This window comes from Cupriavidus sp. 2KB_3 (genome assembly GCF_052115685.1).
Classification (GTDB): domain Bacteria; phylum Pseudomonadota; class Gammaproteobacteria; order Burkholderiales; family Burkholderiaceae; genus Cupriavidus; species Cupriavidus campinensis.
Genome location: NZ_JBFRHD010000023.1, coordinates 20224 through 46075 on the forward strand (window position 1 = coordinate 20224; position 25852 = coordinate 46075).

General features: G+C 66.7%; 20 protein-coding genes. 4 read left to right on the forward strand and 16 right to left on the reverse strand.

Annotation, left to right across the window (positions count from 1 at the left end):
* Positions 1–402: 402 nt before the first annotated feature.
* The 9 genes from AB4120_RS22540 to AB4120_RS22580 form a co-directional block, all read right to left on the reverse strand.
* Positions 403–1149 (reverse strand): hypothetical protein, encoded by a 747-nt coding sequence (locus tag AB4120_RS22540; RefSeq protein ID WP_441642864.1) that lies wholly within the window; start codon positions 1147–1149, stop codon positions 403–405.
* Between the two features lie 70 nt (positions 1150–1219).
* A complete protein-coding gene (locus AB4120_RS22545) occupies positions 1220–2047 on the reverse strand; it encodes a M55 family metallopeptidase (RefSeq protein ID WP_149135817.1) in 828 nt (275 codons plus the stop codon).
* A gap of 1 nt (position 2048) precedes the next feature.
* Positions 2049–3077, reverse strand: coding sequence for a DmpA family aminopeptidase (locus tag AB4120_RS22550; RefSeq protein WP_441642865.1), 1029 nt, complete (start codon positions 3075–3077; stop codon positions 2049–2051).
* Positions 3078–3084: 7 nt separating this feature from the next.
* Positions 3085–3990 carry a glutathione ABC transporter permease GsiD gene (gsiD, locus tag AB4120_RS22555; RefSeq protein WP_144203488.1) on the reverse strand — a complete coding sequence of 302 codons (906 nt, stop codon included), beginning with the start codon at positions 3988–3990 and terminating at the stop codon, positions 3085–3087.
* Between the two features lie 9 nt (positions 3991–3999).
* Positions 4000–4920 carry a glutathione ABC transporter permease GsiC gene (gsiC, locus tag AB4120_RS22560; RefSeq protein ID WP_149135815.1) on the reverse strand — a complete coding sequence of 307 codons (921 nt, stop codon included), beginning with the start codon at positions 4918–4920 and terminating at the stop codon, positions 4000–4002.
* 191 nt (positions 4921–5111) lie between these two features.
* The gene (gsiB, locus tag AB4120_RS22565; RefSeq protein WP_144203490.1) at positions 5112–6677 is read right to left on the reverse strand and encodes a glutathione ABC transporter substrate-binding protein GsiB; all 1566 of its coding nucleotides are present in this window, start codon (positions 6675–6677) and stop codon (positions 5112–5114) included.
* Positions 6678–6750: 73 nt separating this feature from the next.
* Positions 6751–8643: a dipeptide ABC transporter ATP-binding protein gene (locus AB4120_RS22570; RefSeq protein ID WP_149135814.1), complete on the reverse strand. Its 1893-nt coding sequence runs from the start codon at positions 8641–8643 to the stop codon at positions 6751–6753.
* A gap of 108 nt (positions 8644–8751) precedes the next feature.
* Positions 8752–9753, reverse strand: coding sequence for an isoaspartyl peptidase/L-asparaginase family protein (locus AB4120_RS22575; RefSeq protein WP_441642866.1), 1002 nt, complete (start codon positions 9751–9753; stop codon positions 8752–8754).
* 8 nt (positions 9754–9761) lie between these two features.
* On the reverse strand, positions 9762–10676 hold the full coding sequence (locus AB4120_RS22580) for a MurR/RpiR family transcriptional regulator (RefSeq protein ID WP_441642867.1): 915 nt from the start codon (positions 10674–10676) through the stop codon (positions 9762–9764).
* Between the two features lie 282 nt (positions 10677–10958).
* Between AB4120_RS22580 and AB4120_RS22585 the strand changes: the two genes are divergently transcribed.
* From AB4120_RS22585 to AB4120_RS22595, 3 genes are all read left to right on the forward strand, one after another.
* Positions 10959–12893, forward strand: a complete 1935-nt coding sequence (locus AB4120_RS22585) for an ATP-binding cassette domain-containing protein (protein WP_441642868.1) — start codon at positions 10959–10961, stop codon at positions 12891–12893.
* Positions 12894–13012: 119 nt separating this feature from the next.
* On the forward strand, positions 13013–13375 hold the full coding sequence (locus AB4120_RS22590; RefSeq protein WP_149135811.1) for a Rap1a/Tai family immunity protein: 363 nt from the start codon (positions 13013–13015) through the stop codon (positions 13373–13375).
* The gene (locus AB4120_RS22595; RefSeq protein ID WP_441642869.1) at positions 13372–13839 is read left to right on the forward strand and encodes a T6SS effector amidase Tae4 family protein; all 468 of its coding nucleotides are present in this window, start codon (positions 13372–13374) and stop codon (positions 13837–13839) included. Before AB4120_RS22590 ends, AB4120_RS22595 begins: the two co-directional genes overlap by 4 nt.
* Positions 13840–13897: 58 nt before the next feature.
* Here AB4120_RS22595 and AB4120_RS22600 read toward each other — a convergent pair whose 3' ends face one another.
* From AB4120_RS22600 to alr, 6 genes are all read right to left on the reverse strand, one after another.
* Positions 13898–14383 (reverse strand): disulfide bond formation protein B, encoded by a 486-nt coding sequence (locus AB4120_RS22600; RefSeq protein WP_149135809.1) that lies wholly within the window; start codon positions 14381–14383, stop codon positions 13898–13900.
* A 119-nt stretch (positions 14384–14502) separates the two neighbouring features.
* On the reverse strand, positions 14503–15798 hold the full coding sequence (gene oxlT, locus AB4120_RS22605) for an oxalate/formate MFS antiporter (protein ID WP_441642870.1): 1296 nt from the start codon (positions 15796–15798) through the stop codon (positions 14503–14505).
* A gap of 112 nt (positions 15799–15910) precedes the next feature.
* Positions 15911–17479, reverse strand: coding sequence for a gamma-glutamyltransferase family protein (locus tag AB4120_RS22610; RefSeq protein ID WP_441642895.1), 1569 nt, complete (start codon positions 17477–17479; stop codon positions 15911–15913).
* Positions 17480–17694: 215 nt separating this feature from the next.
* The gene (locus tag AB4120_RS22615; RefSeq protein WP_441642871.1) at positions 17695–18474 is read right to left on the reverse strand and encodes a GntR family transcriptional regulator; all 780 of its coding nucleotides are present in this window, start codon (positions 18472–18474) and stop codon (positions 17695–17697) included.
* Between the two features lie 17 nt (positions 18475–18491).
* The gene (radA, locus tag AB4120_RS22620; protein WP_144200592.1) at positions 18492–19859 is read right to left on the reverse strand and encodes a DNA repair protein RadA; all 1368 of its coding nucleotides are present in this window, start codon (positions 19857–19859) and stop codon (positions 18492–18494) included.
* A 60-nt stretch (positions 19860–19919) separates the two neighbouring features.
* Positions 19920–21029 (reverse strand): alanine racemase, encoded by a 1110-nt coding sequence (alr, locus tag AB4120_RS22625; protein ID WP_441642872.1) that lies wholly within the window; start codon positions 21027–21029, stop codon positions 19920–19922.
* Between the two features lie 485 nt (positions 21030–21514).
* On the opposite strand from alr, the gene lplT reads away from it, so the two are divergent.
* The gene (gene lplT, locus AB4120_RS22630) at positions 21515–22834 is read left to right on the forward strand and encodes a lysophospholipid transporter LplT (RefSeq protein WP_441642873.1); all 1320 of its coding nucleotides are present in this window, start codon (positions 21515–21517) and stop codon (positions 22832–22834) included.
* Between the two features lie 52 nt (positions 22835–22886).
* On the opposite strand, the gene AB4120_RS22635 is transcribed toward lplT, so the two are convergent.
* Complete coding sequence (locus AB4120_RS22635) at positions 22887–25838, reverse strand: putative mucin/carbohydrate-binding domain-containing protein (RefSeq protein WP_441642874.1); 2952 nt, start codon at positions 25836–25838, stop codon at positions 22887–22889.
* Positions 25839–25852 lie beyond the last annotated feature (14 nt).

A 25852-nucleotide genomic window follows, 5' to 3' on the forward strand; every position in this document is an offset into this window, starting at 1 on the left:
TCTTTTCCTGCGCCGCACGCTCGACGAGCGCAGCGGCTTTCGGGGCCGGAAGATAACAAAGGCAGGATCTGCCTCAAATAGCCGATCGGCTAAAAATGCCCGCTGCGTGGGCGGGGTGCAACGTTGCGATTTGATGCAGTTTCGGAATTTTTAAGGGAGAAATAAACGAAATTAAATTCAGGCCGCACTGCGCACGACGATGCGCGTATACCCGGCATCCCACGCCCCAAGCCAGTTACATCAGGACATGAGGTTAAAGATAATGCGCAGCATGCCGTTATCCGTCGATGCGGAGTATTGCAGCTTGTCGCAAGGCGTCCGAGCCCCCGCCCCGTGCCTCCCCCACCGACGAGGGAGGCACCCCCCTCAATCGTGGGATTTGCAGGCCCGCGCCTGCGCCCCCTAGAACAACTCCCCCTCCCCACCCGCAGTCGGCCAGGCGGACCGGAACGCGTGGGGATGCATGACAATGCCGGCGGCGTCGAGTTGCGCCGTGGATAGCACGAGGTGGCGCGCCAGCCAGTCGTGGAGGCTGCGCAGGAAGCGGATGTTGTCGAGGTTGTTCGAGGCGGCGATCAGGCGTTCCAGCTTCACGTGCGCGGTGTAAACGTCGAGCAGGTTCAGCATGCGGAGCTTGGCTGGCGTGGCGGCGCTGCGTTCGATGGCCAGCACGCGGGTCACCTGTGCGCTGGAGAGCGCCCCGCCCTGTGCGATCTGCTGATAGAGGTCTTCCAGCGCCGGGAAGCGTACCGTGGGCTGCACGCGCGGCACGGCGGCCACCTTCTCCATGCGCAGCACCACGTAGCGCGTGGCGGCGTTGCGGCGGGCCAGTTCCTGCTCGGCGGCGGTGGCCTTGCGGCTGCGGCGCGGCGGGGGCACGTCGGTGAAATCGGGGAGGCGCGGCACAGCGTCGCGCTCGGTGTAGTCGGGTATCTGGTCGAGCCCGGCCGGCTCGGCCAGCGCCGCGCGGGCGCAGTCGGCGCCGAAGGGGTATTCGTGGCCATCCGGCCCGCGCAGGATGTAGGCGTGGCCCTCGGGAAAGCCGTGGTGACGGCCGCCCTTGGCGCTGCGCGCATGGCAGCGTGTGGCGGCAGGATCGACGAAATCCTTGCGAACGGGAATCCAGCCGCCGGGCAGGGCCTGCTTCATGGTGACGAGGGGTAAATCCGGGGAACGGGCGCTATTGTCGCACCGCGCGCCCCGCCGCCACCAATTATCGTTACTTCAGCATGAAGGCCATGGCCGAGCAGCAGTTCAGCATGCGCACGGCGGCCTGCACGGTGGGCGCCGTGAAGGCCAGCGTCACGCCGTCCACGCGCTCGAAGGTCGGCCACTGGCAAAACAGGTCGGCGTAGGCGGAGGACATGGTTTGCAGCCGGCAGTTGACCGGGCCGGCCAGTTCCAGGCAGCGGGCCTCGGGATGGGCAATGGCGTTGCGCGTCACGGCCTCCGCCGCGTGGGCGATGGCATCGCGCGCGGCCGCCGGTGACAGCGTGGTGCCGCTGCCCTGCCCGCCCGCCGTCTTGGTCTGCACGTAGCGCACCCAGGGCATCAGCGGCCGGGTTTCGGCGATGAATACGTCGTCGCCGCTGGCCAGCAGCACGGGCACGTCGAACTCGCCGGCCAGCGCGGCGTAGATGCCCGCTTCGCCCAGCTCCAGCCCGTTGAACCAGACCCGCGCGAAGGCGCTGCTGTTGATGGTGTGCGCCAGTACGCCCCGGCCCTGCGCGCGGCTGTGATAGCCGATCATGAACACGCCGTCGCAGTCGTGCTCCACGCCGGCCATCATGCTCAGGTAGCGCGGCTTGCCGAGCACCAGTTGTGCGCGCGGATCGATCTGGTCCGGCAGCAGGTTGCGGAAGCCGCCGTGCGAGTCGTTGACCAGCACTTCGGTGGCGCCGCCCGCGAACGCGCCCTGCACGGCCGCGTTGGCCTCGGCCGTCATCCAGGCGCGCGCGCGCTCGTATTCGCCGTTGCCGGCGCGCGTCTGCTCGGCGTGGAATACGCCCGCCACGCCTTCGATGTCGGCGGAAATCAGGATCTTCATATCAGGTCTCGGAGAGGTCCGGCAGCAACTCGCGCAACGCCGCGCGGTGGTGGCCGTCGCGGCCCGTCACCGGCTGGGCGTGCCAGAGGGCATGGACGATGGCCTGCTCCACGCTGTCGGCTGCAGCCCGGAACAGCGGGTCCAGCCGCGATTCGTGGACCATCGGCACGGCAGGCATCGGCACATCGGCCAGATGGGGCACGGTGTAGGCCGTGGAAAAAGCTAGCGCGATGTCGCCGGAGCCATGGCCGAAGACCGACCCGGTACGCGCGAGGCCCGTGCCGGCGCGCAGCGCCAGGCGCCGCAGTTGCCGGGCGTCGAGCGGCGCATCGGTGGCCACGACCATGATGATCGAGCCCTTCTCCGGGCCTTTCTCTTGGTCCAGACGCTCCGCCAGCCTGCCGCCCACGGCTTCGCCCGCATAGATCAGCGACTCGGCCGTGCCGAAGTTCGACAGCACCACCGCGCCGACGGTATACCCGCCGGCCATGCGCGATGCCGTCCCGATGCCGCCCTTCACCCCGAACGACGACATCCCGCGCCCAGCGCCCACGGCGCCCTGCGCCACCTCGGCCCCGGCAGCCGCCAGCGCCTGCGCGTAGTCGGCCTCCTGCACCGCCAGCGCCTGGATATCGTTCAGGTAGCCGTCATTGCATTCGAAGACAAGCGGATTGACCGTGGGCCAGCCGCGCCCGATCTCGGGGTTCTCCGCAATCGCCGCGCGGATCTGCGCCTGTGCCACGGTGCCCACGCCGAACGTGTTGGTCAACGCGATGGGCGTCTCCAGCACGCCGAGTTCTTCCACCTGCACCAGCCCGATGCTCTTGCCGAAGCCATTGAGCACCACGGCCGCCGCCGGCACCTTGTGGGTGTAGACGTTGCCGGCGTGCGGGCGGATCACGGTCACGCCGGTCTGGCAGGCGCCGTCCGCCAGCGTGCGATGGCCGACGCTCACGCCCGGCACATCGGTGATCGCGTTGCGGGCGGCAGCCGGCAGGTTGCCGACCACGGGGGGCGCGTTGGCGGTCATGCGGGTTTCACCGGCGGTCGATCTTCGGATCGAGGGCGTCGCGCAGCCCGTCGCCGAGCAGGTTGAACGCCAGCACGGTCAGGAAGATGGCCAGGCTCGGGAAGATGGCCACGTGCGGCGCGGTGACCATGTCGGCGCGCGCCTCGTTGAGCATCGCGCCCCATTCCGGGGTGGGCGGCTGGGCGCCGAGGCCCAGGAAGGACAGCCCGGCGGCCGTGATGATCGACGTGCCGATCCGCATCGAGAAATACACCACGATGGACGACACCGTGCCCGGCAGAATGTGCCGCATCAGGATGGTCCAGTCGGACGCCCCGATACTCCTGGCCGCCTCCACATAGGTCAGCCCCTTGAGCATCAGCGTGTTGCCGCGCACCAGCCGCGCAAACGCCGGCACGCTGAACACCGCCACGGCGAAGATCACGTTGGTCATGCCGTTGCCGAGGATGGCCACGATGCCGATGGCCAGCAGGATGCCGGGGAACGCGAACAGCACGTCCGACAGCCGGGTCACGATGCGGTCCCACCAGCCCTCGTAGTAGCCCGCCAGCAGGCCCAGCACGGTGCCGACGATGGCGCCGATGATGACCGAGAAGAAGCCGGCCGCCAGCGAGATGCGCGTGCCGGCCAGGATGCGGCTGAAGATGTCGCGGCCCAGCGAGTCCACCCCCATCCAGTGGGCGGCGGACGGGCCGGCGTTCAGCGCGTCATAGTCGAAGAAGTTCTCGGGGTCGTAGGGGACGATGTACGGCGCCAGCACCGCAATCACCACCAGCATCAGCACGAAGGCGCCGGCCACCAGGGCCAGGTGCTGCTTGCGGAACTTGCGCCAGAACTCGGTCCAGGGCGTGCGGACGGCCTCGGGGGCGGTAATCGGGGACGCTGCCGCGGCGGGCGTGGAAAGCTCAGTCATGCCGGCCTCTTACTTGTAGCGGATGGTGGGATTGATCACGGTGTAGAGCATGTCCACCACCAGGTTGATCAGGATGAATTCGAGCGAGAACAGCAGCACCTCGGCCTGGATGACCGGGTAGTCGCGCATTTCCACGGCGTCCACCAGCAGGCGGCCCAGGCCGGGCCAGTTGAACACCTTCTCGACCAGGATGGAGCCGCCCAGCAGGAAGCCGAACTGCAGGCCCATCATCGTCACGACCGGGATCATCGCGTTGCGCAGCGTGTGCTTGATGACCACCACGGTCTCGCGCACGCCCTTGGCGCGGGCGGTACGCACGAAATCTTCCTGCAGCACCTCGATGAACGAGGCCCGCGTGAAGCGCGCCATCACGGCGGCCACGGCGGCGCCCAGCGTCAGCGAAGGCAGGATGTAGTGCTTCCAGCTATCGGCGCCAATCGACGGCAGCCAGCCCAGTTGCACCGAGAAGACCTCCATCAGCAGCATGCCGAGCGCGAAGGCCGGGAACGAGATGCCAGACACCGCCAGCGTCATGCCGAGCCGGTCCGGCCATTTGTTGCGCCACACGGCCGAGCCAATGCCGATGGCCATGCCGAAGATGACCGCCCAGACCATTGACGTAAGCGTCAGGTAAAGCGTGGGCAGGAAGCGCTCGCCAATCTCCTCGGAGACCGGGCGCTTGGTGCGCAGCGAGGTGCCGAATTCCCCCTGCAGCGCGTTGGTGAAGAAGCGCACGAACTGCTCGGGCATCGGGCGATCCAGCCCCAGGTCCTTGCGCACCAGCTCGACGGTGGCCATGTCGGCCTCCGGGCCGGCGGCCAGCCGCGCCGGGTCACCGGGCAGCATGTGGACGAACAGGAACACCAGCACTGCCACGAGCAGCAGTGTCGGGATCACGCCCAGGAATCGTTTGAGGAAGTAATTCAGCATCTGGCTACCAGGAATTGAGAACGCGGGCCACCCGCCCATGCCCCCGCATCTCGGGCGGGCGGCCAACACGGCTTACTGCGTACGACTGTAAGGACTGCTTACCGCGACTACAGCTACCACTTCGGCGGCGCTTGGTGGCGCCGTCTTGATGTACTCCCCACTCCCGCAAGCAAGAGCGGGGAGCAAACCGCTTACTGCTTGATGTCGATCTCGTCGAAGTTGAACGAGCCGTCAGGCATCACGTAGGCGCCGCTCAGGCGCTTGGAACGTGCGAACAGCACCTTCTCCGTGATCAGGAACGCCCACGGGGCATCCTTCCAGATCCGTTCCTGGGCGTCCTTGTACAGCCTGGCCTTCTCGGCGCGGTCCGTCGTGCGCAGCGCGCCGGCGATGTCCGCATCGACCTGGTCGTTCTTGTAGTACGCCGTGTTCAGCAGCTTCGGCGGCATCGATTCCGAGGCCAGCAGCGGGCGCAGCGCCCAGTCCGACTCGCCCGTGGACGACGACCAGCCCACGTAGTACAGGCGCACGCCGGCATCCTCGGGCTTCTGCACGGACTCCACGCGCTCCACGCGCTGGCCGGCTTCCAGGGCCTGCACCTGCGCCTTGATGCCCACCTGTTGCAGCTGCTGCTGCACGAACTGGATCACCTTCTGCGCGGTGGTGTGGTTGTAGGCCGACCACAGCGTGGTCTCGAAGCCGTTCGGGTAGCCGGCTTCCTTCAGCAGCTCGCGGGCCTTGGCCGGGTCATACGGCCACGGGCCCAGCTTCTCGGCGAAGTCCACGCCCGGCGGCACCACGCCCTGGGCCGGCACCGCGTAGCCGGCAAAAGCCACCTTGGCCAGCGCGTCCTTGTTGATGGCGTAGTTGATGGCCTGGCGCACCTTCGGGTCGTTGAACGGCTTGACCTGGGTGTTGAACGACACGTAGCGCTGGATGATCGACGGACCGTCGATCAGGTCCACCTTCGGGCTGGCCTTCAGCACGGCGGCCTGCTCGAACGGAATGCTGAACGCAAAGTCCGCCTCGCCGGTCTGCATCACGGCCGAGCGGGTGTTGTTGTCCACCACCGGCTTCCAGGTGATGGTGTCGATCTTCGGATAGCCCGTCTTCCAGTAGCCGGCAAACTTCTTGCCCTTCAGGTAGTCGGTCTGCTTCCATTCGACGAACTCGAACGGGCCGGTGCCCACCGGGTGGAAGGCGATTTCCTTGCCGTACTTCTTCAGCGCGGTCGGGCTGATCATCACGGCCGACGGGTGGGCCAGCACGTTGATGAACGGCGAGAACTGCTCCTTCAGCGTGATCTTGACCGTGGCCGGGTCTACCACCTCGGTCTTGGCCACGCGGTTGAACAGCGTGTAGCGCTTGAGCTTGTTGGCCGGATCGGTCACGCGGTCCAGGTTGGCCTTGACGGCGGTGGCGTCGAAGGTGGTGCCGTCGTGGAACTTGATGCCCTTCTTGAGCTTGATCGTGTAGACCAGGCCGTCCTTGGTCACGTCGTAGCTGTCAGCCAGCACGTTGACCAGCTTCAGGTCCTTGTCGAAGCCGAACAGGCCCTGGTAGAACGACTTCACGGCTGCCTGCGACAGCGTGTCGTTGGCATCGTACGGATCGAGCGTGGTGAACGTCGAGTACACGGCCATCACGGCGTCCTTGGCCGCGAACGCCGGGGTCGCGCCCAGCATGCCCATCGCGCCAATTGCGCTCATCGCCACGGCGCCGGCGATCAGGCGCGGCGAAACCATACGGGTAGACATATTTCTCTTCTCCTGTTGGAAAAAAATCATCGGTACTGCGTGATGACAAGACTCAAGACTCAATACTCAAGACTTAATACGCGCCGCCAACCGGGTGCCGGGCCACGTAGTGCCCGTGCGCGCCGCTGCCGGCCACCGCCACCAGTGGCTGCACCACCGGCTCGTCGCCCACTGCACGGATCGGGCTGGGGATTTCATCGGAAAGCGGCTCGCGCTTCACATGGCGGCGCGCCGGATCGGCAATCGGCACCGCCGACATCAGCTTCTTCGTATAGGGGTGCTGCGGATTCTCGAAAATCGCGCGGCGCGGGCCAATCTCGACGATCTGGCCCAGGTACATCACGGCCACGCGGTGGCTCACCCGCTCCACCACGGCCATGTCGTGGGAGATGAACAGGAAGGCGACGCCCAGCTCGCGCTGGAGGTCGAGCATCAGGTTGACGATTTGCGCCTGAATCGACACATCGAGGGCTGAAACCGACTCGTCGGCAACCACCACCTTGGGGTTCAGGGCCAGCGCCCGTGCAATGCAGATGCGCTGGCGCTGCCCGCCCGAGAACTCGTGCGGATAACGCGAGGCATGGGCGGGCGTCAGGCCCACCTTCTCGAGCAGCCAGGCCACGCGGGCTTCGGCTTCGCGGCCGCTGGCCACCTTGTGCACCAGCAGCGGCTCCATGATCGAGTAGCCCACCGGCACGCGCGGGTCGAGCGAGGCGAACGGGTCCTGGAAAATGAACTGGATATTGCGGCGCAGTGCCTGCAGCGCCGGGCCCTGCATCTGGCTGATGTTCTGGCCGGCGAACTCGATCGTGCCGCTCTGCGCATCCACCAGCCGCAGCAGCGAGCGGCCCGTGGTGGACTTGCCGCAGCCCGATTCACCCACCAGTGCCAGGGTCTCGCCCGGGTACAGGTCGAAGCTGACCTGCTCCACCGCGTGCACCCGGCGCGTGACCCGCCCGAACAGGCCACCGGGCACATCGAAGCGGGTGACCAGGTCGCGCACGCGCAGGATCGGCTCGGCGCCGGCGTGGACGGTGTCCTGCGGCACCTCGGCCTCGGGCGCGGCCACGTCGTTCACCTGCACCAGCGGGAACTTGGCCGGCAGGTCCTTGCCGGTCATGGCCCCGAGCTTCGGCACGGCGGAAAGCAGCGCGCGCGTGTACGGGTGGGCCGGCGCGTGGAAAACCTCGTCGGAGGTGCCCTCCTCGACCTTCTCGCCCCGATACATCACCAGCACGCGGTCGGCCACCTCGGCCACCACGCCCATGTCATGGGTGATGAAGACCACGCCCATGTCCATCTCGGCCTGGAGGTTGCGGATCAGTTGCAGGATCTCAGCCTGGATGGTCACGTCCAGCGCCGTGGTCGGCTCATCGGCAATCAGCAGCGCCGGCTTGCACGACAGCGCCATGGCGATCATCACGCGCTGGCGCATGCCGCCGGAGAGCTGGTGCGGGAAGCGGTCCAGCACGCGGCGCGCTTCAGGAATGCGTACGAGTTCGAGCATGCGCAGCGCCTCGGCGCGCGCGGCGGCCTTGTTCCTGCCCTGATGCAGCCGGATCGATTCGGCGATCTGCTCGCCCACCGGGAACACCGGGTTCAGCGAGGTCATCGGCTCCTGGAAGATCATCGCCACGTCCGCGCCGCGCACGGAACGCAGGGCGGCATCGGGCGCGCGGGCCAGGTCCAGCACCTCGCCGCTGCGCCGGCGCAGCAGCATGCTGCCGTTGGCGATCTTGCCGCCGCCATGCTCCACCAGCCGCATCAGCGCCAGCGACGTGACCGACTTGCCCGAGCCGGACTCGCCCACCACGGCCAGCGTCTCGCCGCGATCGACGTGGAAAGAGAGGTTGCGCACGGCCTCGACGGTCCGCTCCGAGGTGGCGAAGCGGACGGAGAGGTTGTCCACCGCGACGACGCGTTCAGGCGGAAGTACGAGGTTTCGATGCGTAGAGGTGTTGGCCATGCGACTTGTCCGGTGTGCTGCGATTGCTGCGATCGACTTCGATCTACTGCGGTGTGCTACGAATTGCTCGAATTGCTTCGAATTGGCGTTGCTGCGGCGTGACGACGATCAGCCGTAGATCAGCACGCTGACGGGCTCGCCCACGCGCGCCACGCCGCGGTACATGCCCTCGGTGTTGAACGGCAGCGTGACGTTGCCCTGCCGATCCACGGCAATCAGGCCGCCCCGGCCCTCGATGGCGACCAGCTTCTCCATCACCACGCGGCGCGCCGATTCCTCCAGCGACAGCCCGGCGTAGCGCATCTGCGCGGACACATCGTAGGCGGCCACGGTGCGGATGAACATCTCGCCGGTGCCAGTGGCGGACACGGCCGCCACGTCATCGGCATAGCAGCCGGCGCCGAACACGGGCGTATCGCCCACGCGGCCCACCTGCTTGTTGGTCACGCCGCCGGTGGAGGTGGCGGCGGCCAGGTTGCCCTGGGCGTCGCAAGCTACCGCGCCCACCGTGCCGAACTTCTTGTCCGGGTCGATCGGGTCGGTGCCGGCCTCAGTCACCTGAGTCGCCTGAGTCGCCTGAGCCGCCTTCGCTGCCAGCGCGGCCGCGTCGTGGTCGAGCAAGGCCATGCCGGTGCTCGCCTGGGCGCGCTGCCACTGGTCGTAGCGGGCCTGCGTGAAGTAGTAGTCGGGGGCGACCAGTTCGAGCCCCTGCGCCTCGGCAAACGCCTCGGCGCCGTCGGCGGCGAACAGCACGTGTTCGCTGTGCTCCAGCACGGCCCGCGCGGCCAGCACCGGGTTGCGCACGCGCGTCACGCAGGCCACGGCGCCGGCGTTGCGGGTGGCGCCGTCCATCACGGCGGCGTCCAGCTCGAACGTCCCGGCGTGGGTCAGCACGGCGCCCTTGCCGGCATTGAACAGCGGGCAGTCCTCAAGCAGGCGCACCGCTTCGGTCACGGCGTCCAGCGCGCTGCCGCCCTCGGCCAGCACACGTTGGCCGGCCAGCAGCACCTGCTCCAGCGCGGCGGTGTATTCGCGTTCACGGTTGGCATCCATGGCGGCACGGGTAATCGTGCCGGCGCCACCGTGGATGGCAATGACAGCCTGGGTCATGACAGCTTTCACTCAGTAGATTCGGAAGATTTCGAGGCGCCCCGCTCGCGCTGGCCCGCACCGGGTGCGTCATAGAGCCAGGGCAGCAGGAATTCGGTCATCTCGGCGGCCGCCTTGACGGAGCGCGCCGAGCGATAGGCCACGGCACCGCACAGCGCCTCGATCAGCGCGAGCACCGTGGCGTCGGAATTAGCGGAAAGACGATTGCCAGCGTTGGCATACAGCGCGATGTCTGCCAGCGGCGCCAGCGGCGAGGTCGGACCATCCGTCAGCGCCAGCAGCTTGCCGCGATGGGCCTTCACGCGCTTGGCCAGCACCATGCTGTCCGTCACGTATCGCGGAAATGCGATGGCGATGACCAGGTCTTGCGGCTGGAGCTTGAACAGTTGCCGCGCCGCGTGCGACGCGCCGCCCACCGTCGACACCGACGTCACCATGCGGCAGTGCATCTCCAGCCCGTGCTGGAGCAGCCCAGCCAGGAAGCCGCTTGCGCCAAAGCCCATCACATACACGCGCTCGGCGGCGAGGATGGCATCGACGGCCCGCTCGCAGGCCTCGGCATCGATCGCGCGGCGCGTGGCTTCGAGGTTGCGGGCGCCGTCGTCCAGGGCGGCGGCGAAGACCTCGGCCACCGTCGTCGGACGGGACAGTTCGTCGCGCAGGCGCTCCACCGGCGCCAGCGTGGCCTCGAAGCCGCGCACGAGTTCGGCGCGGAACTGCGGATAGCCTTCGAAGCCGAGCGCCCGGGCGAAGCGGTTGGCCGTGGCCACGGACACATTCACGGCCGTCGCGAATTCGTCGATGCGCATGGTCGCCGCACGGAACAGGTTGTCCAGCACGTACTGCGCCATGCGCTGATGCGCGGGCGTCAGCGTGGGCAAGCTGCGGGCGATGCGTTCGGAAATCGACTGGCCTTCGGACATGTCTGGGTGGGAAAGATCCGCTTCGGGGCGCCGCGCGCACCATCCCGGAAAGCCCCTTGATGAAAAGGCACTTTCCCGGTGCGGCGGTCTATGTAAATAAATTTACACGCAAACCCCGTACCAGGAGAACTGGGAAGTGACGAATTAGGGGAAATCCCTGAATACATGGATACGGACATGGGCCGCGGGGCCGGCCGGCGCCAGCGAGACCGGCCACCGGGCGCGCTACAATGCCGGCCTGCCCGCCTCCGGGCGCGTCCTCCGCCTTATCTCCCAGTCCTCGTGATCCGAATCGACCAGCTAGTCCTCCAGCGCGGCACCAAGGTGCTGTTCGACCACACCAGCGTGACGCTCAACCCGGGCGAGCGCGTCGGCCTTGTCGGCGCCAACGGCAGCGGCAAGTCCACGCTGTTCGCCATGCTGCGGGGCGAGTTGCACCCGGATGGTGGCGATGTCTTCGTGCCGGCGCAGTGGCGTATCGCGCACGTGGCGCAGGAAACCCCGGCGGTAGACCGCTCGGCTGTGGACTATGTGATCGATGGCGACACCAGGTTGCGCGAGATCGAAGCGCGCATCGCCGCCGCCCAGGCCAGCGGCGATGGCAGCGCCGAGGGCGAGGCCCACGCCGCCTTCGCCGATGCCGACGGCTACACCGCGCCGGCCCGCGCCGAAGCCCTGCTGCTGGGGCTGGGCTTCACGCTGCCGCAGGTGTCGCAGCCCGTGGCGTCGTTCTCGGGCGGCTGGCGCATGCGCCTGAACCTGGCCCAGGCACTGATGTGCCCGTCCGACCTGCTGCTGCTCGACGAACCGACCAACCACCTGGACCTCGACGCCATCGTCTGGCTGGAAGACTGGCTGGCGCGCTACCCGGGCACGCTGGTGATGATTTCCCACGATCGCGAGTTCCTCGACGCGATCTGCAACGTCACCGTCCATATCGAGAACCAGGAATTGCGCCGTTATGGCGGCAATTACACGCAGTTCGAGACCCTGCGGCTCCAGCAGATGGCGCTGCAGTCGTCGGCCTATGCGCGCCAGCAGAAGGAAATCGCGCATCTGGAATCGTTCATCAACCGCTTCAAGGCCAAGGCCACCAAGGCGCGCCAGGCGCAGAGCCGCGTCAAGGCGCTCGAGAAGATGGAGCGGCTGGCGCCGGTGCACGTGGCAGCCGGCTTCGCCTTCGAGTTCCGCGAACCCGATTCGGCGCCGAACCCGATGATGGTGCTCGAAGGGGTGGATTGCGGCTACGCCGAGGCCGAGCCGCCCGTGACCATCCTCCACAACCTGGCGATGTCGATCCAGAACGGGCAGCGCATCGGCCTGCTTGGCGCCAACGGCCAGGGCAAGTCCACGCTGGTCAAGACGCTGGCCGGCACGCAGGCGCCGATGAACGGCACGCTGCGGCTGGCCAAGGGGCTGGTGATCGGCTATTTCGCCCAGCATCAGCTGGAAACGCTGCGCGACCATGATTCCCCGCTCCAGCATCTGGCGCGGCTGGCGCCGGACGTGCGCGAGCAGGAATTGCGCGACTTCCTGGGCAGCTTCAACTTCCGGGGCGACATGGCCACCGCGCCGATCGAACCCTTCTCGGGCGGCGAAAAGGCCCGGCTGGCCCTGTCGCTGATCGTGTGGCAGAAGCCCAACTTCCTGCTGCTGGACGAGCCGACCAACCACCTGGACCTCGACACCCGCGAGGCCCTGACCATGGCGCTGGCCCAGTTCGAAGGCACGCTGATCCTGGTCTCCCACGACCGGCACCTGCTGCGCGCCACCTCCGATCAGTTCATGCTGGTGGCGGACGGCACCATCCGCCCGTTCGACGGCGACCTGGACGACTACCGCGACTGGCTGCTCCAGCAGGCCGCCGCCAAGCGCAACGCCGCCACGGCGGTGCACGCTTCCGAGGCCGCGGCGGACGCCGGCGCCAACGTCAACCGCAAGGACCAGCGCCGCGCCGAAGCCGACGAGCGCCAGCGCCTCTCCGTCCTGCGCAAGCCGCTGACCAAGGAACTGGAAAAAGTCGAAAAGCGCATGGCCGCGCTCCAGACCGACAAGACCGCCATCGACGCCTTCATGGCCGACGAGACCAGCTACGCCGAAGCCAACAAGGCCAGGCTGATGGAAATGCTGAAGCGCCAGGGCGAAGTCACCAGCGAACTGGAACAGCTGGAGGAGCGCTGGCTGGAACTGCAGGAACAGATCGAACAGATCGCGTGAAGACTCGGAAACTGGCGATATTGGTCCCGGCTTGATCCCTGTCAGCTTCCGGTCTTCCCCATCGCGACACCCTTCGACGACCGTTTCCATCCCGGATTCGGAACATCGAAAGGAAGCTCATGCGGAAGATCTCTCTCTTCGCCGTACTGTCCTGGTCTGCCATCACCTGTTTGGCAGCCGGCCCGATTCCGCCACGCCTGACCGGCGAACAGTTGGTGGAGCGCTACGGCAAAACTGGAACTGAGTTATTTACGCTACGGGATCAATCGTATCTTGACGGCTATCTCGCCGGCGCCGCCGATGCAGGGGAGGGACAAGCCTGGTGTAACACTGGCAAGGTGCAGCGCGGCGAAATCGACTCGTATGTTGTTGGCGAAATCAGGGATGTTCGCCCGGAGCACCGGCGGGGCAACGCTGCGCCGCTTGTCACTAGCGCGCTCAAGCGAAAATTCCCCTGCCCAGTTAGCAGGAATGCGCGATGAAACCAGCGTTCATGGCCGTGCAATCCAACTATCAAAGCAGAAAGACTGTCATAAAGGAGCAGCTTTTCGCAGAAATCGGCTGGGAAGACCTTATCCCCAAACCCGAATACAACAATACCTGCGCCATCCGCGTAAGTCTGGCACTCATCAAATGTGGCTTCACCCTTAACGGCAGGATTGCCATCAAGAAAGGCAAGTACAAGGGGAAGCTCATTGAGCCTGGCCAGGCAAAACTGGCAAGAATGCTAGCCGAACGCCAATACCTGGGGCCGCCAGAAATATTCCCGCGCGATGACGCCTTGCGTTCAATAGGAAGCCGGCGAGGCGTTATAGCGTTCTGGAATATTCCGGATTACATGAGCGGTCGGGGCGGCCACATCGATATCGTTACCGGCGCCTATCAGGCATGTGGCTCAACTTGCTTCTGGGATGCCACGACAATATGGTTCTGGCCCCTGACCTGACGCCCGCCAATAAGAACGCCACCCTCGGGTGGCGTTTTTCCTCGATCTCACCGGCGTCTCACCGGTAATTCTTCTCCCGCCGGATCAGCCCCACCGCGAGCGTCAGCGTCAGGATCACCAGCCAGATCAGTGACCAGCCGGGGATCGAGATGCCGAACAGCGGGGGCAGCGGCGCGGTGCACAGGCCGTCCGAGAAGAACACCTGGGGCAGCAGGCGCGCGGTGGGCAGTTGGTTGACCCAGTTTTCCAGCGGATCGATGCCGCACGAGGACTTCGGGTTCAGCAGCAGCGAGACGTGATACCCCGCCACCGCGATCCCGGCTACGCCCGACAGCATGCCCAGCCCCTGCCACAGCGTGCGCGTGTTCTGGGCCAGCGCCGCCAGCAGGGAGAACAAGCCGATGCCGACAAAGGCGAAGCGCTGCATGATGCAGAGCGGGCACGGCTGGTAGCCCTCCACATACTGGAAGTAGAGCGCGGCGCCGAGCATCGCGAACGAGAGCACGGCGATCAGCAGGAAGTAGGCACGGGAATTGGCTTGCATGGGGGGTCCGGGACGGAAGAGGCTTCGAGCCGAATTATTACCCATTTTCCGTCCGCCGTTGCCAGTGCCCCGTCAATCCCACGTCAACCCGCCGCGGCGGATTGCCGCAGCGCCCGCAGTCACGCCGCCGAGGCTGCCGAAGCCCCCTCCAGATACCGCCGGCGCCACGGCTTGAGCACCGCGATGGCCAGCGCCGCCGTGATGACGTCCAGCGTGATGGCCACGCCGAACACCGGCATCCAGCTGCCCATGCGCTCGTGCATCAGCGCCGCCAGCGGGCCGCCGAAGATCGAGCCGATACCCTGCGAGATATAGAGCCAGCCATAGTTGGTGGTGGCGAATTTGGTGCCGAAGGTATCGGTCAGCGTGGACGGGAACAGCGAGAAAATCTCGCCCCAGCCCAGGAACACGACGCCCGAGAGCAGCACGAACAGCACCGCGTTCTCGCGCGTGAGCAGCCACAGCGTCATCGCCACGGCCTCCAGCGCGAAGGCGAAGCACATCGTATTTTCACGCCCCCAGCGGTCGGAAATCCAGCCGAACATCGGCCGCGTCAGCCCGTTGGTGAGCCGGTCGATGGTCAGCGCCAGCGGCAGCGCGGCCATGCCGAAGACCACCGCGTTGGACACGCCAAAGTCCTTGGCGAAGGCGGCCATCTGCGAGGTGACCATCAGCCCCGAGGTGGACATCATCGTCATCATCAGGAACAGCAGCCAGAACAGCGGCATCTTGAGCATCTGGCGCGTCGGCACGTCCGCCACGTTGGAGGGCGTGTACGACGCGCGCACCGGCAGCTGCTCGCCCGGCGCCGGGGCGCGCAGCCCCTGCGAGGCCACGAAGCCGATCACGGCGAAGATCAGGCCGAACTGCCACAGCGTGGTCTCCAGCCCCTTGCCGGCCAGCGCCGACGCGATCGGGAACGTGGTGACGATGGCGCCCATGCCGTAGCCTGCCGCGACCATGCCGACGGCAAACCCGCGTCGATCCGGGAACCAGCGCACCATCTGCCCCACCACGCCGACATAGACGATGCCGGTGCCCAGGCCGCCGACCACGCCATAGGTCAGGTACAGCATGCCCACGCTCTGGGCCGAGGCGGCCAGCACCCACGACAGCCCGGCCAGCACCGTGCCGGCCGCGATCAGCCGGCGCGGCCCGAAGCGCTCGATCATCGCGCCCTGGAACGGCGAGAAGAATGTCTGCAGCACGATCAGCAGCGAGAACGTGACCTGCAATTCCGAGAGCGGCACCCCCAGCTTGGCCGCCAGCGGCTTGGTAAACAGGGTCCAGACATACTGCGGGCTGGAAATCGCCATCATGCAGACGAGCCCCAGCAACAGTTGCAGCCAGCGCGTGCGCGCCAGCGGCATGGCCTGCGGCACGCCGAGGGCCGCGTTATCAGCAACGGTACGCATTTGCACCACTCCTTGAGACAGGAACTTCGAGGAAGACACGCGGCCACGCTTTCGTCATCGTCGTCATGGCGGGCTCGCGCAGGTTGGAACTCAGGAAAATTCGACTACGGCTCTACCAGCCCGCCACCCCGCCATCGCTGCGCGGATCGCTGCCGCCCTGGTAGAGGCCATCGGCCTGCAGCACGATGGCGCCGGCGTGGCCCATGGTTTCGTCATACGGCCCCAGCACCTCCACGTCATGGCCCAGGCGGTGCAGCGCCTGTTGCGTGGCGTCGGGGAAGCGCGATTCGAGCTTGAGGGTGTCGCTGGTCTGGCCCCAGGTGCGGCCGAGCAGCCAGCGTGGCGCGTCGATGGCGGCCTGCAGGTTCATGCCGAAATGGACGATCCGCGAGAACACCGCACTCTGCGACTGCGGCTGGCCGTCGCCGCCCATGTTCCCGTAGACCAGCGTGCGGCCATCGTTCAGGCGCGCCATGGCCGGGTTCAGCGTGTGGAACGGCTTGCGCCCCGGCATCAGCGGGTTGCGCGCGGCCGGATCGAGCGAAAAGCTGCATCCCCGGTTCTGCCAGTTCACGCCGGTGCCGGGCAGCACGATGCCGCTGCCGAACTCGTGATAGATGCTCTGGATAAAGCTCACGGCCACGCCGCTACCGTCGATCACGCCCATCCAGACCGTGTCCGCCGGCCCCATGCCCTGCCCCCACGGCAGCACCGCGTCCGGGCGGATGCGCGCGGCGGCGGCGTCAAGCCACGGCGGCGCCAGCAGGTCTTGTGGATCGATCTCCATATAGGCGGGATCGGTGATATGGCGGTCGCGCACGTGAAACGCCTGCTTGGTGGCCTCCACGCAGGCATGGACGAAGTCCGGGCCGAGCGGGTCCATGCCCGCCTCCAGCAGGCGGTCCAGCTGACCCAGGATCAGCAGCGACACCAGCCCCTGCGTGGGCGGCGGCATGTTGTAGACCGTGCCGTGCGAATGGGCCAGCGCCAGCGGCGCCTTCCACGTGGCGCGGTGCGCGCGCAGGTCGACCAGGGTCAGCGGGCTGCCCGCGTTGCCGAGTTCGCGGGCCAGCATCCGGGCCAGGTCGCCCTGATAGAAGTCATCGAGCCCGGCCCGCGCCAGCTGCTCCAGCGTGGCGGCCAGGCGCGGATGGCGGAAGCGCGTGCCCGCCGCCGGGGCGCGTCCGTCGATCAGAAAAGTCTCGGCGAAGCCCGGCACATCGGCCAGCTCGGCGGCCTTGGCGGCCACGCAGGCGGACTGGCTCTGCGTGACCGGCACGCCCACGCGGGCATAGTCAATGGCATCGGCCAGCAGCCGCGAGAGCGGCAGGCGCCCGCCCAGCGCGTCGCGCGACCAGGCCAGCGCCGCCTGCCAGCCGGACACCGTGCCAGCCACGGTGTTGGCCGCCATGCCGCCACGCGTGGGAATGGCCTGGAAGCCGGCCTCCCGATAGCGCGCGATGGTGGCATCGCCCGCCACCGCGCCGCAGGCGTCGAGCGCGCGCGGCGCCTCGCCGGGCCGGGAGACCAGCCAGAAGCTGTCGCCGCCGATGCTATTCATATGGGGATAGACCACGGCGATGGTGGCGGCGGCCGCGACCATCGCCTCGACAGCGTTGCCGCCCTCGCGCAGCACGGCCAGCGCGCTCTGCGACGCCAGCGCGTGCGGCGCCACGGCCATGCCCCGGCTTCCCCGGATCGGATTGAGATGAAATGCCACGCTCCGCGACTCCTGCGATTTATGTATACATAAATTTCCTGCGCAGAAGGATCGCAATAGGCGTGCCACCACGTGCGCCCGGGCACGCTCGCCTAATAAGAAACGTCTCAAGCCCGCGTCAGCACGGGGCTGGCGGGTAAATGCTCACGTGGAAAGCGGAATAGGAAAGGCGGGAATCAGCCGAAGCGCCTGCGCCGGACGGGTGCGTTCGGGGTCCGGGCCGGCGCGGGGCGCACAAGGCTGGTGCGGGCTTGTTCGAGCCGCTCGGTGGTGAGCCGGCTCACTTCGGCGCGGCCATCTTCGATATGCGTGGAGAGCAGCGCCACGGCGCGGGCGCCATCGGCAGCTTCCAGGGCATCGAGAATGGCCGAATGTTCGTCGTAAGTCAGCGAAATCCGCGTGCCGAAGGCGAAGTCGAGCCGGCGGATGATGCGAATGCGGTCAGTCACCTGCTGGTGTACCGCCGCCGACTCTGGATTGCCGGCCGCCTCGACGAGGGCGAGGTGGAAGGCCTCGTCCAGTTGCGCCACGGCGTTGCCATCGGCAAGGCGCTGGGTGACGGGCACGCGCCAGATCGCACCAAGCTGCCGCACCAGCGCCGCCAGGGCCGCCCGGTGCGGAGCCTCGGGCCGGCACAGCCGCGTCACGGCGTGGGTCTCCAGCAGGGTACGCAGTTCGTAGAGCGCCTCGAAGCGGGCCAGGTCCAGCGGCACCACTTCCCAGCCGTTGCGGTAGTAGCCGCGCACCAGCCCGTCGCCCTGCAGCCGGTGCAGCGCCTCGCGCACCGGCGTGCGGGAGATGCCCAGCCGCTCCGCCACGTCGTTCTCGGTAAAGCGGTCTCCCGGCAGCAGGCGGAATGCGAAGATGTCGTCGCGCAGCGCCTGATAGGCGGCCTGCGAGCGCTTGGCCTTGGCCAGGCTGGCGCCGCCGTCGAGGGTGTCCGTTGCGTCCGCCATGCTCCCCCCGTTATCCGTCAGTCCAGGTGCCGCACGCGGTCGATGGCTTGTTCGAGGCGGTCCACGGCGATCACCTCGATGCCCTCGATCTTCTGCTTCGGCGCGTTTGCCTTGGGGATCACCGCCATCGTGAAGCCGAGCTTGGCGGCCTCCTTGAGCCGCTCCTGCCCGCGCGGGCTGGGGCGGATCTCGCCCGCCAGCCCCACTTCGCCAAACACCACCAGCCCGCGCGGCAGCGGCTTGTTGCGCATCGACGAATGGATCGACAGCAGCACCGCCAGATCGGCGGCCGGTTCGGTGATCTTGACCCCACCCACGGCGTTCAGGAACACGTCCTGGTCGAAGCACGCAATGCCCGCGTGCCGGTGCAGCACCGCCAGCAGCATCGCCAGCCGGTTCTGCTCCAGCCCCACCGCCAGCCGGCGCGGATTGGGCACGTTGGCGGTATCGACCAGCGCCTGCACCTCCACCAGCAGCGGCCGGGTGCCCTCCTGCGTAACCAGCACGCACGAACCCGCCACCGATTCCTCGTGCTGCGAGAGGAACAGCGCCGACGGGTTGCTGATGCCGCGCAAGCCGCGCTCGGTCATCGCGAAAACGCCGAGTTCGTTCACCGCCCCGAAGCGGTTCTTGAACGCGCGGATCAGCCGGTGCGACGAATGGGTATCCCCTTCGAAATACAGCACCGTATCGACGATGTGTTCGAGCACGCGCGGCCCGGCCAGGCTGCCTTCCTTGGTCACATGGCCGACCAGGATGATGGTGATGCCGGTGCTCTTGGCGATGCGCGTCAGCTGCGCCGCGCACTCGCGCACCTGCGCCACCGAGCCAGGCGCCGAGGTCAGCGCCTCCGAATACAGGGTCTGGATCGAGTCGATCACGGCCACTTCGGGCTGTTCGGCCTCCAGCGTGGCCTGGATCTTCTCCAGCTGGATCTCGGGCAGCAGGCCCAGCGCCGGGGCATCCACGCCCAGCCGCTGGGCACGCAGTGCGATCTGGGCGCCGGACTCCTCGCCGCTGACATAGAGCACGCGGCGCTGGCCGGCCAGGTTGGCCAGCGTCTGGAGCAGCAGCGTGGACTTGCCGATGCCGGGGTCGCCGCCGATCAGCACCACGCCGCCCGAGACCAGCCCGCCGCCGAGCACGCGGTCGAACTCGTCGATGCCGGTGGTGAAGCGCGGCACATCGGCCGCATCGATCTCGGACAGCTTGCGCACCACGGCCGAGTTGGCCAGCGGCTGGAAGCGCCGCGCGGCGCTGGAACCGGAATCCGCCACGGATTCCACGAGCGTGTTCCAGGCGTTGCACTGCGGGCACTGGCCGGCCCAGCGCGGCGTGGTACCGCCGCACTCGGTGCAGGAATAGACAGTCTTGGTCTTGGCCAAACGGCGTCCTTGGTTCGGGAAAGGGTCAGGGCTGGGGTCGGGCTGGGGTCAGGCGAAAGGTCAGGCCGTGGCGTCGGCCGTGGTCAGCGTGGCCACCGTGCAGGGCACGCGCATCGCCAGCGCGCACATCAACTCGTAGCCGACCGTGCCGCTGGCCGCCGCCACCTCGTCGATCGGCAGGCCCTGGCCCCACAGCGTGACCGGCGAGCCGACGCGGGCCTTCGGGCAGGGGGTAAGGTCCACGCAGACCATATCCATCGACACCCGGCCGACCAGCGTGGTGCGCGTGCCATCCACCAGCACCGGCGCGGGGCGCTCGCCCCAGCCCGCCGCGTGGCGCGGGTAGCCGTCGGCATAGCCGCAGGCCACGATGCCGATGCGCATCGGGCGGTCCGCCGTGAACATCGAGCCATAGCCGACCGTATCGCCCGGCTGCAGGTCCTGGACGGCGATCAGTTCGCTGTGCAGCGACATGGCCGGCTGGAGGCCGGTATCGGCGATGTCCGCCGCCACGCCCGTGGGCGACGCGCCGTACAGGATCACCCCCGGCCGCACCCAGGCGCGGTGCGCCTGCGGGTGCCAGAGCACGGCGGCCGAGTTGGACAGGCTGGCTTCGCCCGGCAGGTTGGCCGTGGCGGTGTCGAACGCCTCGATCTGGTGCGCGATGCCGCGCGCGCTGTCGGCATCCGAGAAGTGCGTCATGTGCACGATACTGCCCACGCAGGACAGCCCCCGCGCGCGCTCCCAGGCGGCCCGATAAGCGTCCGGGCGGAAGCCGAGCCGGTTCATGCCGGTGTTGAGCTTGAGCTGGATGGCCAGCGGCCCCCGGGGCCGGGCGACCTCGAGCATGCGCAACTGCTCGTCGCAATGAATGGCCGTGGTGAGGCGATATTGCTCCAGCAGGGGAACATCCTGCGGTTGGAAGAATCCCTCTAGCAACAGGATCGGGCCCTGCCAGCCGAGGTCGCGCAGCAGCACGGCCTCGTTGAGGTCGAGCAGGCCGAAGCCGTCAGTGCCGCGCATGCCTGCAAAGGCGCGCCGGATGCCGTGGCCGTAGGCGTTGGCCTTGACCACCGCCCAGATGCGGGACTGGGGCGCGTAGCGGCGCACCACGTCGAGGTTGTTGGCCAGCGCGGGCTGGTGGATGACTGCGTGTATGGGTCTTGGCATGGTCTGGCTATGGGTGCAGGTTGCGTCCCGGCATGCACCGGATCAGGGAAGACCCGGACGGCAACCCGCTGCAATCGGGCGTTGATGTTGCATACACTGTGCCGGCACCGCCACGCGCGTGGCGCGAAAGTGCGCTGGAATACGGAGCGGCCGGCACATGCGGGGCAACATCGCGCAGGCGATATTTGAACACAACCGGCGCCCACCTCAGGGAATCCGCAGGGCGGGTTCCTGTCAAAACGCGGGTCCGCCGGAGTGCTGAAATGTCGTGGTTTCGTGATATAAAGCCGGACGCTCCGGCCATGTTTTAAAAGAGAAGCAATATGTCAATGACGGTCAGGCAAGCCGAAAGGCGCGCGAAAGTTGCGCAACCGCCCCACTTTGACAAGGCCGTCGCGCCAGGTTCCCTGCAAGCCGCGATGTTGCCGGTCGGCGTGCCCCTGCCCGCCGCACCGGGCGTCCGCGATGGAGACAAAGTCGAAGGTATGAAGAAGGGTTTCTACACGATCATGGCCGCGCAGTTTTTTTCGTCGCTGGCCGACAATGCGCTGCTCATCGCCGCCATCGCCCTTCTCACCGAATTGCATTCCCCGCAGTGGATGACCCCGCTGCTGAAGCTGTTCTTCGTGCTGTCCTATGTGGTGCTGGCGGCCTTCGTGGGGGCCTTCGCGGACTCCATGCCCAAGGGCAAGGTCATGCTGATCACCAACGCCATCAAGATAGTTGGCTGCGCGATCATGATGTTCGGCCTGCACCCGCTGCTGGCCTACGGCGTGGTGGGCTTTGGCGCCGCCGCCTACTCGCCGGCCAAGTACGGCATCCTGACCGAGCTGCTGCCGCCCGAGAAGCTGGTGATGGCCAACGGCTGGATCGAGGGCCTCACGGTGGGCTCGATCATCCTCGGCACCGTGGTGGGCGGCGCGCTGATCTCGGTCCATATCTCGGACATCCTGCTCCGCTTCGACATCCCCTATGTGGACACTGGCATCAACACCCCGGCCGAGGCGGCCATGGTGGTGATCATGTTCTTCTACTTCGTGGCATCGGTGTTCAACGTGTTCATCCCGGAAACCGGCGCGCGCTACCCGCAACAGGAAAAGAACCCGGTGAAGCTGATTGCCGAGTTCGGCGACTGCTTCATCGCCCTGTGGCGCGACAAGCTGGGCCAGATCTCGCTGGCCGTGACCACCCTGTTCTGGGGCGTGGGCGCCACCTTGCAGTTCATCGTGCTCAAGTGGGCGGAGAAGTCGCTGGGGCTGAACCTGTCCCAGGGCGCCCTGCTCCAGGCCGTGGTGGCGGTGGGCGTGGCCGTCGGCGCGATCATGGCCGCCGCCCGGATCCCGCTGCGGCGCTCGCTGTCGGTGCTGCCGTTCGGCGTGGCGATGGGCATCACCGTCATGATCATGGCCTTCTACACCAAGGACGCCATGCCGGACGTGGTGCTCAACGTGCTCGGCTATCCCATGCCGCTGTACATGGCCATCGCCTATGTGTTCCTGATGATCGTCGGGGCGATGTCGGGCTACTTCGTGGTGCCGATGAACGCCCTGCTCCAGCATCGCGGGCACGTGCTGCTGTCCGCCGGGCACTCGATCGCCGTGCAGAACTTCAATGAAAATGTTTCCGTTCTGCTGATGCTGTGCCTCTACGCCCTGCTCATCAAGCTGAACGCGCCAATCGGCTTCGTGATCGTGGCGCTGGGCCTGTTCATCTCGGCCACCATGCTGCTGGTCATGCGCCTGCACAAGCACAATGTGAAGATGCACAACTCGCTGGCGATGATCGGCGAGGACAAGCACCACTGACCCGCGAGCGGGCAGGAAAACGCCCCGCCGGCCTGTGCCGGCGGGGCGTTTTTCATGCTGGCATGGCCTTCAGGCCGCGTGGCATGGTCTGATAGCGCGCGAGCTCGCCGACCGTGGTCCGTGCATTGGTTTCCGTATTGACCAGCTGGGAACGGGACGGGTCATTGTGGAGCACCGTGACCGTATAGCCCTTCTGCAACGCAAAGGTGGTCATCGCGGGAGCCACGGGCGCGCTCCCCTGGACATCCAGGTCATAGACCACCTGCTGATACTTATCCTCCACATGCACGCTGACGCGCAGCCCCGCTTCGTGCGTCCCGGCAGGCACTGTCACGGTCAGCGTATTGAAGACCAGGCTGAGGTTCAGCGTTGCCACCGGGGCACCGGAAGCGTCGAGCAATGACCACAGGAACATGTTCCCGCGTACGGTGGGCGTCGCCGAAATTTCGGATGGCGACGCATACGTGATGAGGCCATCGGGGAGCACCTCGGCCATCATGTTCTTCAGCCCGGACGTGACCTGCCCCTGCATCACGTTTTCGATCGGGTAACGGCCGACGGACGCCTCCTCCTTGAACGAGTAATACCGCTCACCGCCGTACGGGGAAAGCGGAAACACCACGTTCATGGCCGTCGCCACTCGTGTGCCGATAAAGTCATACGAGAAGATTTCGTTGCCGTATACATCGCTGAAACTGACATAACCGTACGTGTTCGAAAACGATGGATGGGGGTCGGTTCCAACGATGCGAAAGCGGACCTCCCGAGCATGCAAGTCGATGGTCACGGTGATGAATGTCATGTTGTACATGCCCTTCATCGTGAGGGTGAAAAGGTTGCCGACGTAGTCGTCCGGCTCGAAGTTGAACGTGGACATCACGTCCATATACTGGCGCCGCGCCGCGGTGCGCGCCACCGTCGGCAGCGCCATGACCGCCAGGTAGAGGTCGTCCTTCAATTGCGCGTAGGGCGCATGGGCCATCGGCAGGTGCTCGCGCACGATGGTCGCCCCGGCGGCGATGCGCGCCAGCAGGTCCGCTTCGGGATTATTGCTGGCCGCCGCGTTCTGCAGCCCCAGCGCCGTGATCGTCAGCGCGTGGCTTTGTTGCTCAGGCAGCAACCCAGGCGTAGGGGGCTCCACGGCCAGCAGGTTGGCATACGTCACGAACACCTCGAGCCGGTGGCCGATCTCGAAGGGTACGGCGTCGTGAACTGGCGCCGCCTCCTGGTTGTTGATCTCCCGCGTATAGACGGTGTCTCCCGTGCCGTTCTTCACCCCGATCGCGGCGTAGATCCCCGTGACGCCGGCGTGCAGCGGCTGGGCCGTGACATCGATGCGCACCTGCATGGTGGTGAAATCGACGCAAATCCTGCCGCTCACCTCGGCGTAGGCACTGAGCAGCACCAGCGTCTGGGTGATCGTGCCCGAGGCCCGCTTGAAGATATACGTCAACGACTGGCTGGCCGCCCCCTCCTTGACAACCAGATAGTCGGCATCCAACAGGTATTTGCGGTTCTTGCCCGTAGGCGGCCGGATCGTATATGCGCCAATCGGCAGGTTGTCCAGGATCATTTCCGGCGCGCGGACCGGAATGCGGAGCACCTCCCGCGCGCCTTCCATCAGCACCAGTGGCTCGCCGTAGATCTGCTTGAATTCGTCGATCAGGAACCGCAGGGAAAGACTGCCGGTGATACCGGACCCCTGCAATTCCACGGTATCGACCAGGCGCAGGGGCGAGTCCAGATGCAGCGCGGATTGCACCGCCGGCAGCGTATCCGCCGTCACCAGTTCGCAGAGCGGATAGACGGCCCGGGCGTGACTGAACACATTGAGCATCGCGCGCAGCGGCGTCACCGGCGCGCCGGCCAGGCCGAGAAATGGCGTAATGTCCACATCACACCGTTCGGCGCAGGCGGCGGCCAATTCGTCGAATCCGGCCGGCCGGATCGCCGGGAAGGGCGGCGTATTCATATGGATCCGGTCCTGCTGGTTCAGGCGGCTGATCGCGGCATCGCCGGCCTTGTACTTCAGCAGCATCACAAAATAGACCTGGGCCCGGACATCCCAGGATTCATACGGTGTATCGCTGCGGAGCAGCGCCATCACGCTCGCGAAGAGCGCCGGCGCGCCCTGGTAGAGCCATCCTTCGGTGTAGACCTCGGCGCCCATCATGAAGTCCTGCCAGGTGGCCGCAAACACATTGCCCCATACGGAGTTCGGATCGGCGATACGGTTGTCGGAGAAGTGGCGCTGATAGCCACCGGCGATGACATTGGGCGCGTTCCAGCTGGTCGGCAGCCTGTCGAGCCACACCGGCTCGACCGACGCCGACGTGGTGGCTGCCGTCCGCAGGCCATAGTAGGCAGGTTGGGTGTCCGACGCCACATCGTCGGCGGCCAGGTAGTAGCGGCTCCTGACGTTGAGATCGGTGGGGCGCTCGGGCTGGAACGACACCCCCATCAGGGCATTGAAGGAGGTCAGCAAGTCCTGGTAGTACGCGCCCAGCGCACTGAGACCGCCTGGATAAGCCCGGAGCACGGCCTTGTCTCGCGCGGGCACCAGCATGCGCAGATAGTCGCCCTCGATCAGCCCGAATTCGGCATCTTGCGCGTCCCAGACGGCAAAGAATGCGTCCTGGGAATTGCCCGCCCGATGGATCGGCAGCACCTTGCTCGTCGACGGGTAGCCGAATTCGATCACCGGAGTGCCCGCCTCATAAGGCGTCACAACAAACGGGACGAGCGTCGCGTTCAAGGTGAGATCGACCCAGGTGCTGCCCACCGTCGCCCACTGCACTGGGGCCGTACCGTCGCCGAAGCATCCCAGCCTCAGCGGCGAGGCGAATCCGGGCGATATTTGCCGGAGCCGGATCGTGGTGCCGGGCGCCAGGATGATGCCGAGCGGCTGCTTGTCGTGATCGAGCCCCTTCGGCAGCCCCGCGTTGCGAATCCATACCGGATCCTGAAGCGTGTACACGGATTTCGTCTGTAGGATTTCGGCCATCTTGGATACCTCGG

What these genes read in the sequence shown, in the direction of transcription:
- AB4120_RS22540 (WP_441642864.1), bottom strand. Translation starts at nt 1,149, where the DNA reads ATGAAGCAGGCCCTGCCCGGCGGCTGGATTCCCGTTCGCAAGGATTTC.
- AB4120_RS22545 (WP_149135817.1), bottom strand. Translation starts at nt 2,047, where the DNA reads ATGAAGATCCTGATTTCCGCCGACATCGAAGGCGTGGCGGGCGTATTC.
- AB4120_RS22550 (WP_441642865.1), bottom strand. Translation starts at nt 3,077, where the DNA reads ATGACCGCCAACGCGCCCCCCGTGGTCGGCAACCTGCCGGCTGCCGCC.
- gsiD (WP_144203488.1), bottom strand. Translation starts at nt 3,990, where the DNA reads ATGACTGAGCTTTCCACGCCCGCCGCGGCAGCGTCCCCGATTACCGCC.
- gsiC (WP_149135815.1), bottom strand. Translation starts at nt 4,920, where the DNA reads ATGCTGAATTACTTCCTCAAACGATTCCTGGGCGTGATCCCGACACTG.
- gsiB (WP_144203490.1), bottom strand. Translation starts at nt 6,677, where the DNA reads ATGTCTACCCGTATGGTTTCGCCGCGCCTGATCGCCGGCGCCGTGGCG.
- AB4120_RS22570 (WP_149135814.1), bottom strand. Translation starts at nt 8,643, where the DNA reads ATGGCCAACACCTCTACGCATCGAAACCTCGTACTTCCGCCTGAACGC.
- AB4120_RS22575 (WP_441642866.1), bottom strand. Translation starts at nt 9,753, where the DNA reads ATGACCCAGGCTGTCATTGCCATCCACGGTGGCGCCGGCACGATTACC.
- AB4120_RS22580 (WP_441642867.1), bottom strand. Translation starts at nt 10,676, where the DNA reads ATGTCCGAAGGCCAGTCGATTTCCGAACGCATCGCCCGCAGCTTGCCC.
- AB4120_RS22590 (WP_149135811.1), top strand. Translation starts at nt 13,013, where the DNA reads ATGCGGAAGATCTCTCTCTTCGCCGTACTGTCCTGGTCTGCCATCACC.
- AB4120_RS22595 (WP_441642869.1), top strand. Translation starts at nt 13,372, where the DNA reads ATGAAACCAGCGTTCATGGCCGTGCAATCCAACTATCAAAGCAGAAAG.
- AB4120_RS22600 (WP_149135809.1), bottom strand. Translation starts at nt 14,383, where the DNA reads ATGCAAGCCAATTCCCGTGCCTACTTCCTGCTGATCGCCGTGCTCTCG.
- oxlT (WP_441642870.1), bottom strand. Translation starts at nt 15,798, where the DNA reads ATGCGTACCGTTGCTGATAACGCGGCCCTCGGCGTGCCGCAGGCCATG.
- AB4120_RS22610 (WP_441642895.1), bottom strand. Translation starts at nt 17,479, where the DNA reads ATGGCCGTGGCGCCGCACGCGCTGGCGTCGCAGAGCGCGCTGGCCGTG.
- AB4120_RS22615 (WP_441642871.1), bottom strand. Translation starts at nt 18,474, where the DNA reads ATGGCGGACGCAACGGACACCCTCGACGGCGGCGCCAGCCTGGCCAAG.
- alr (WP_441642872.1), bottom strand. Translation starts at nt 21,029, where the DNA reads ATGCCAAGACCCATACACGCAGTCATCCACCAGCCCGCGCTGGCCAAC.
- lplT (WP_441642873.1), top strand. Translation starts at nt 21,515, where the DNA reads ATGAAGAAGGGTTTCTACACGATCATGGCCGCGCAGTTTTTTTCGTCG.
- AB4120_RS22635 (WP_441642874.1), bottom strand. Translation starts at nt 25,838, where the DNA reads ATGGCCGAAATCCTACAGACGAAATCCGTGTACACGCTTCAGGATCCG.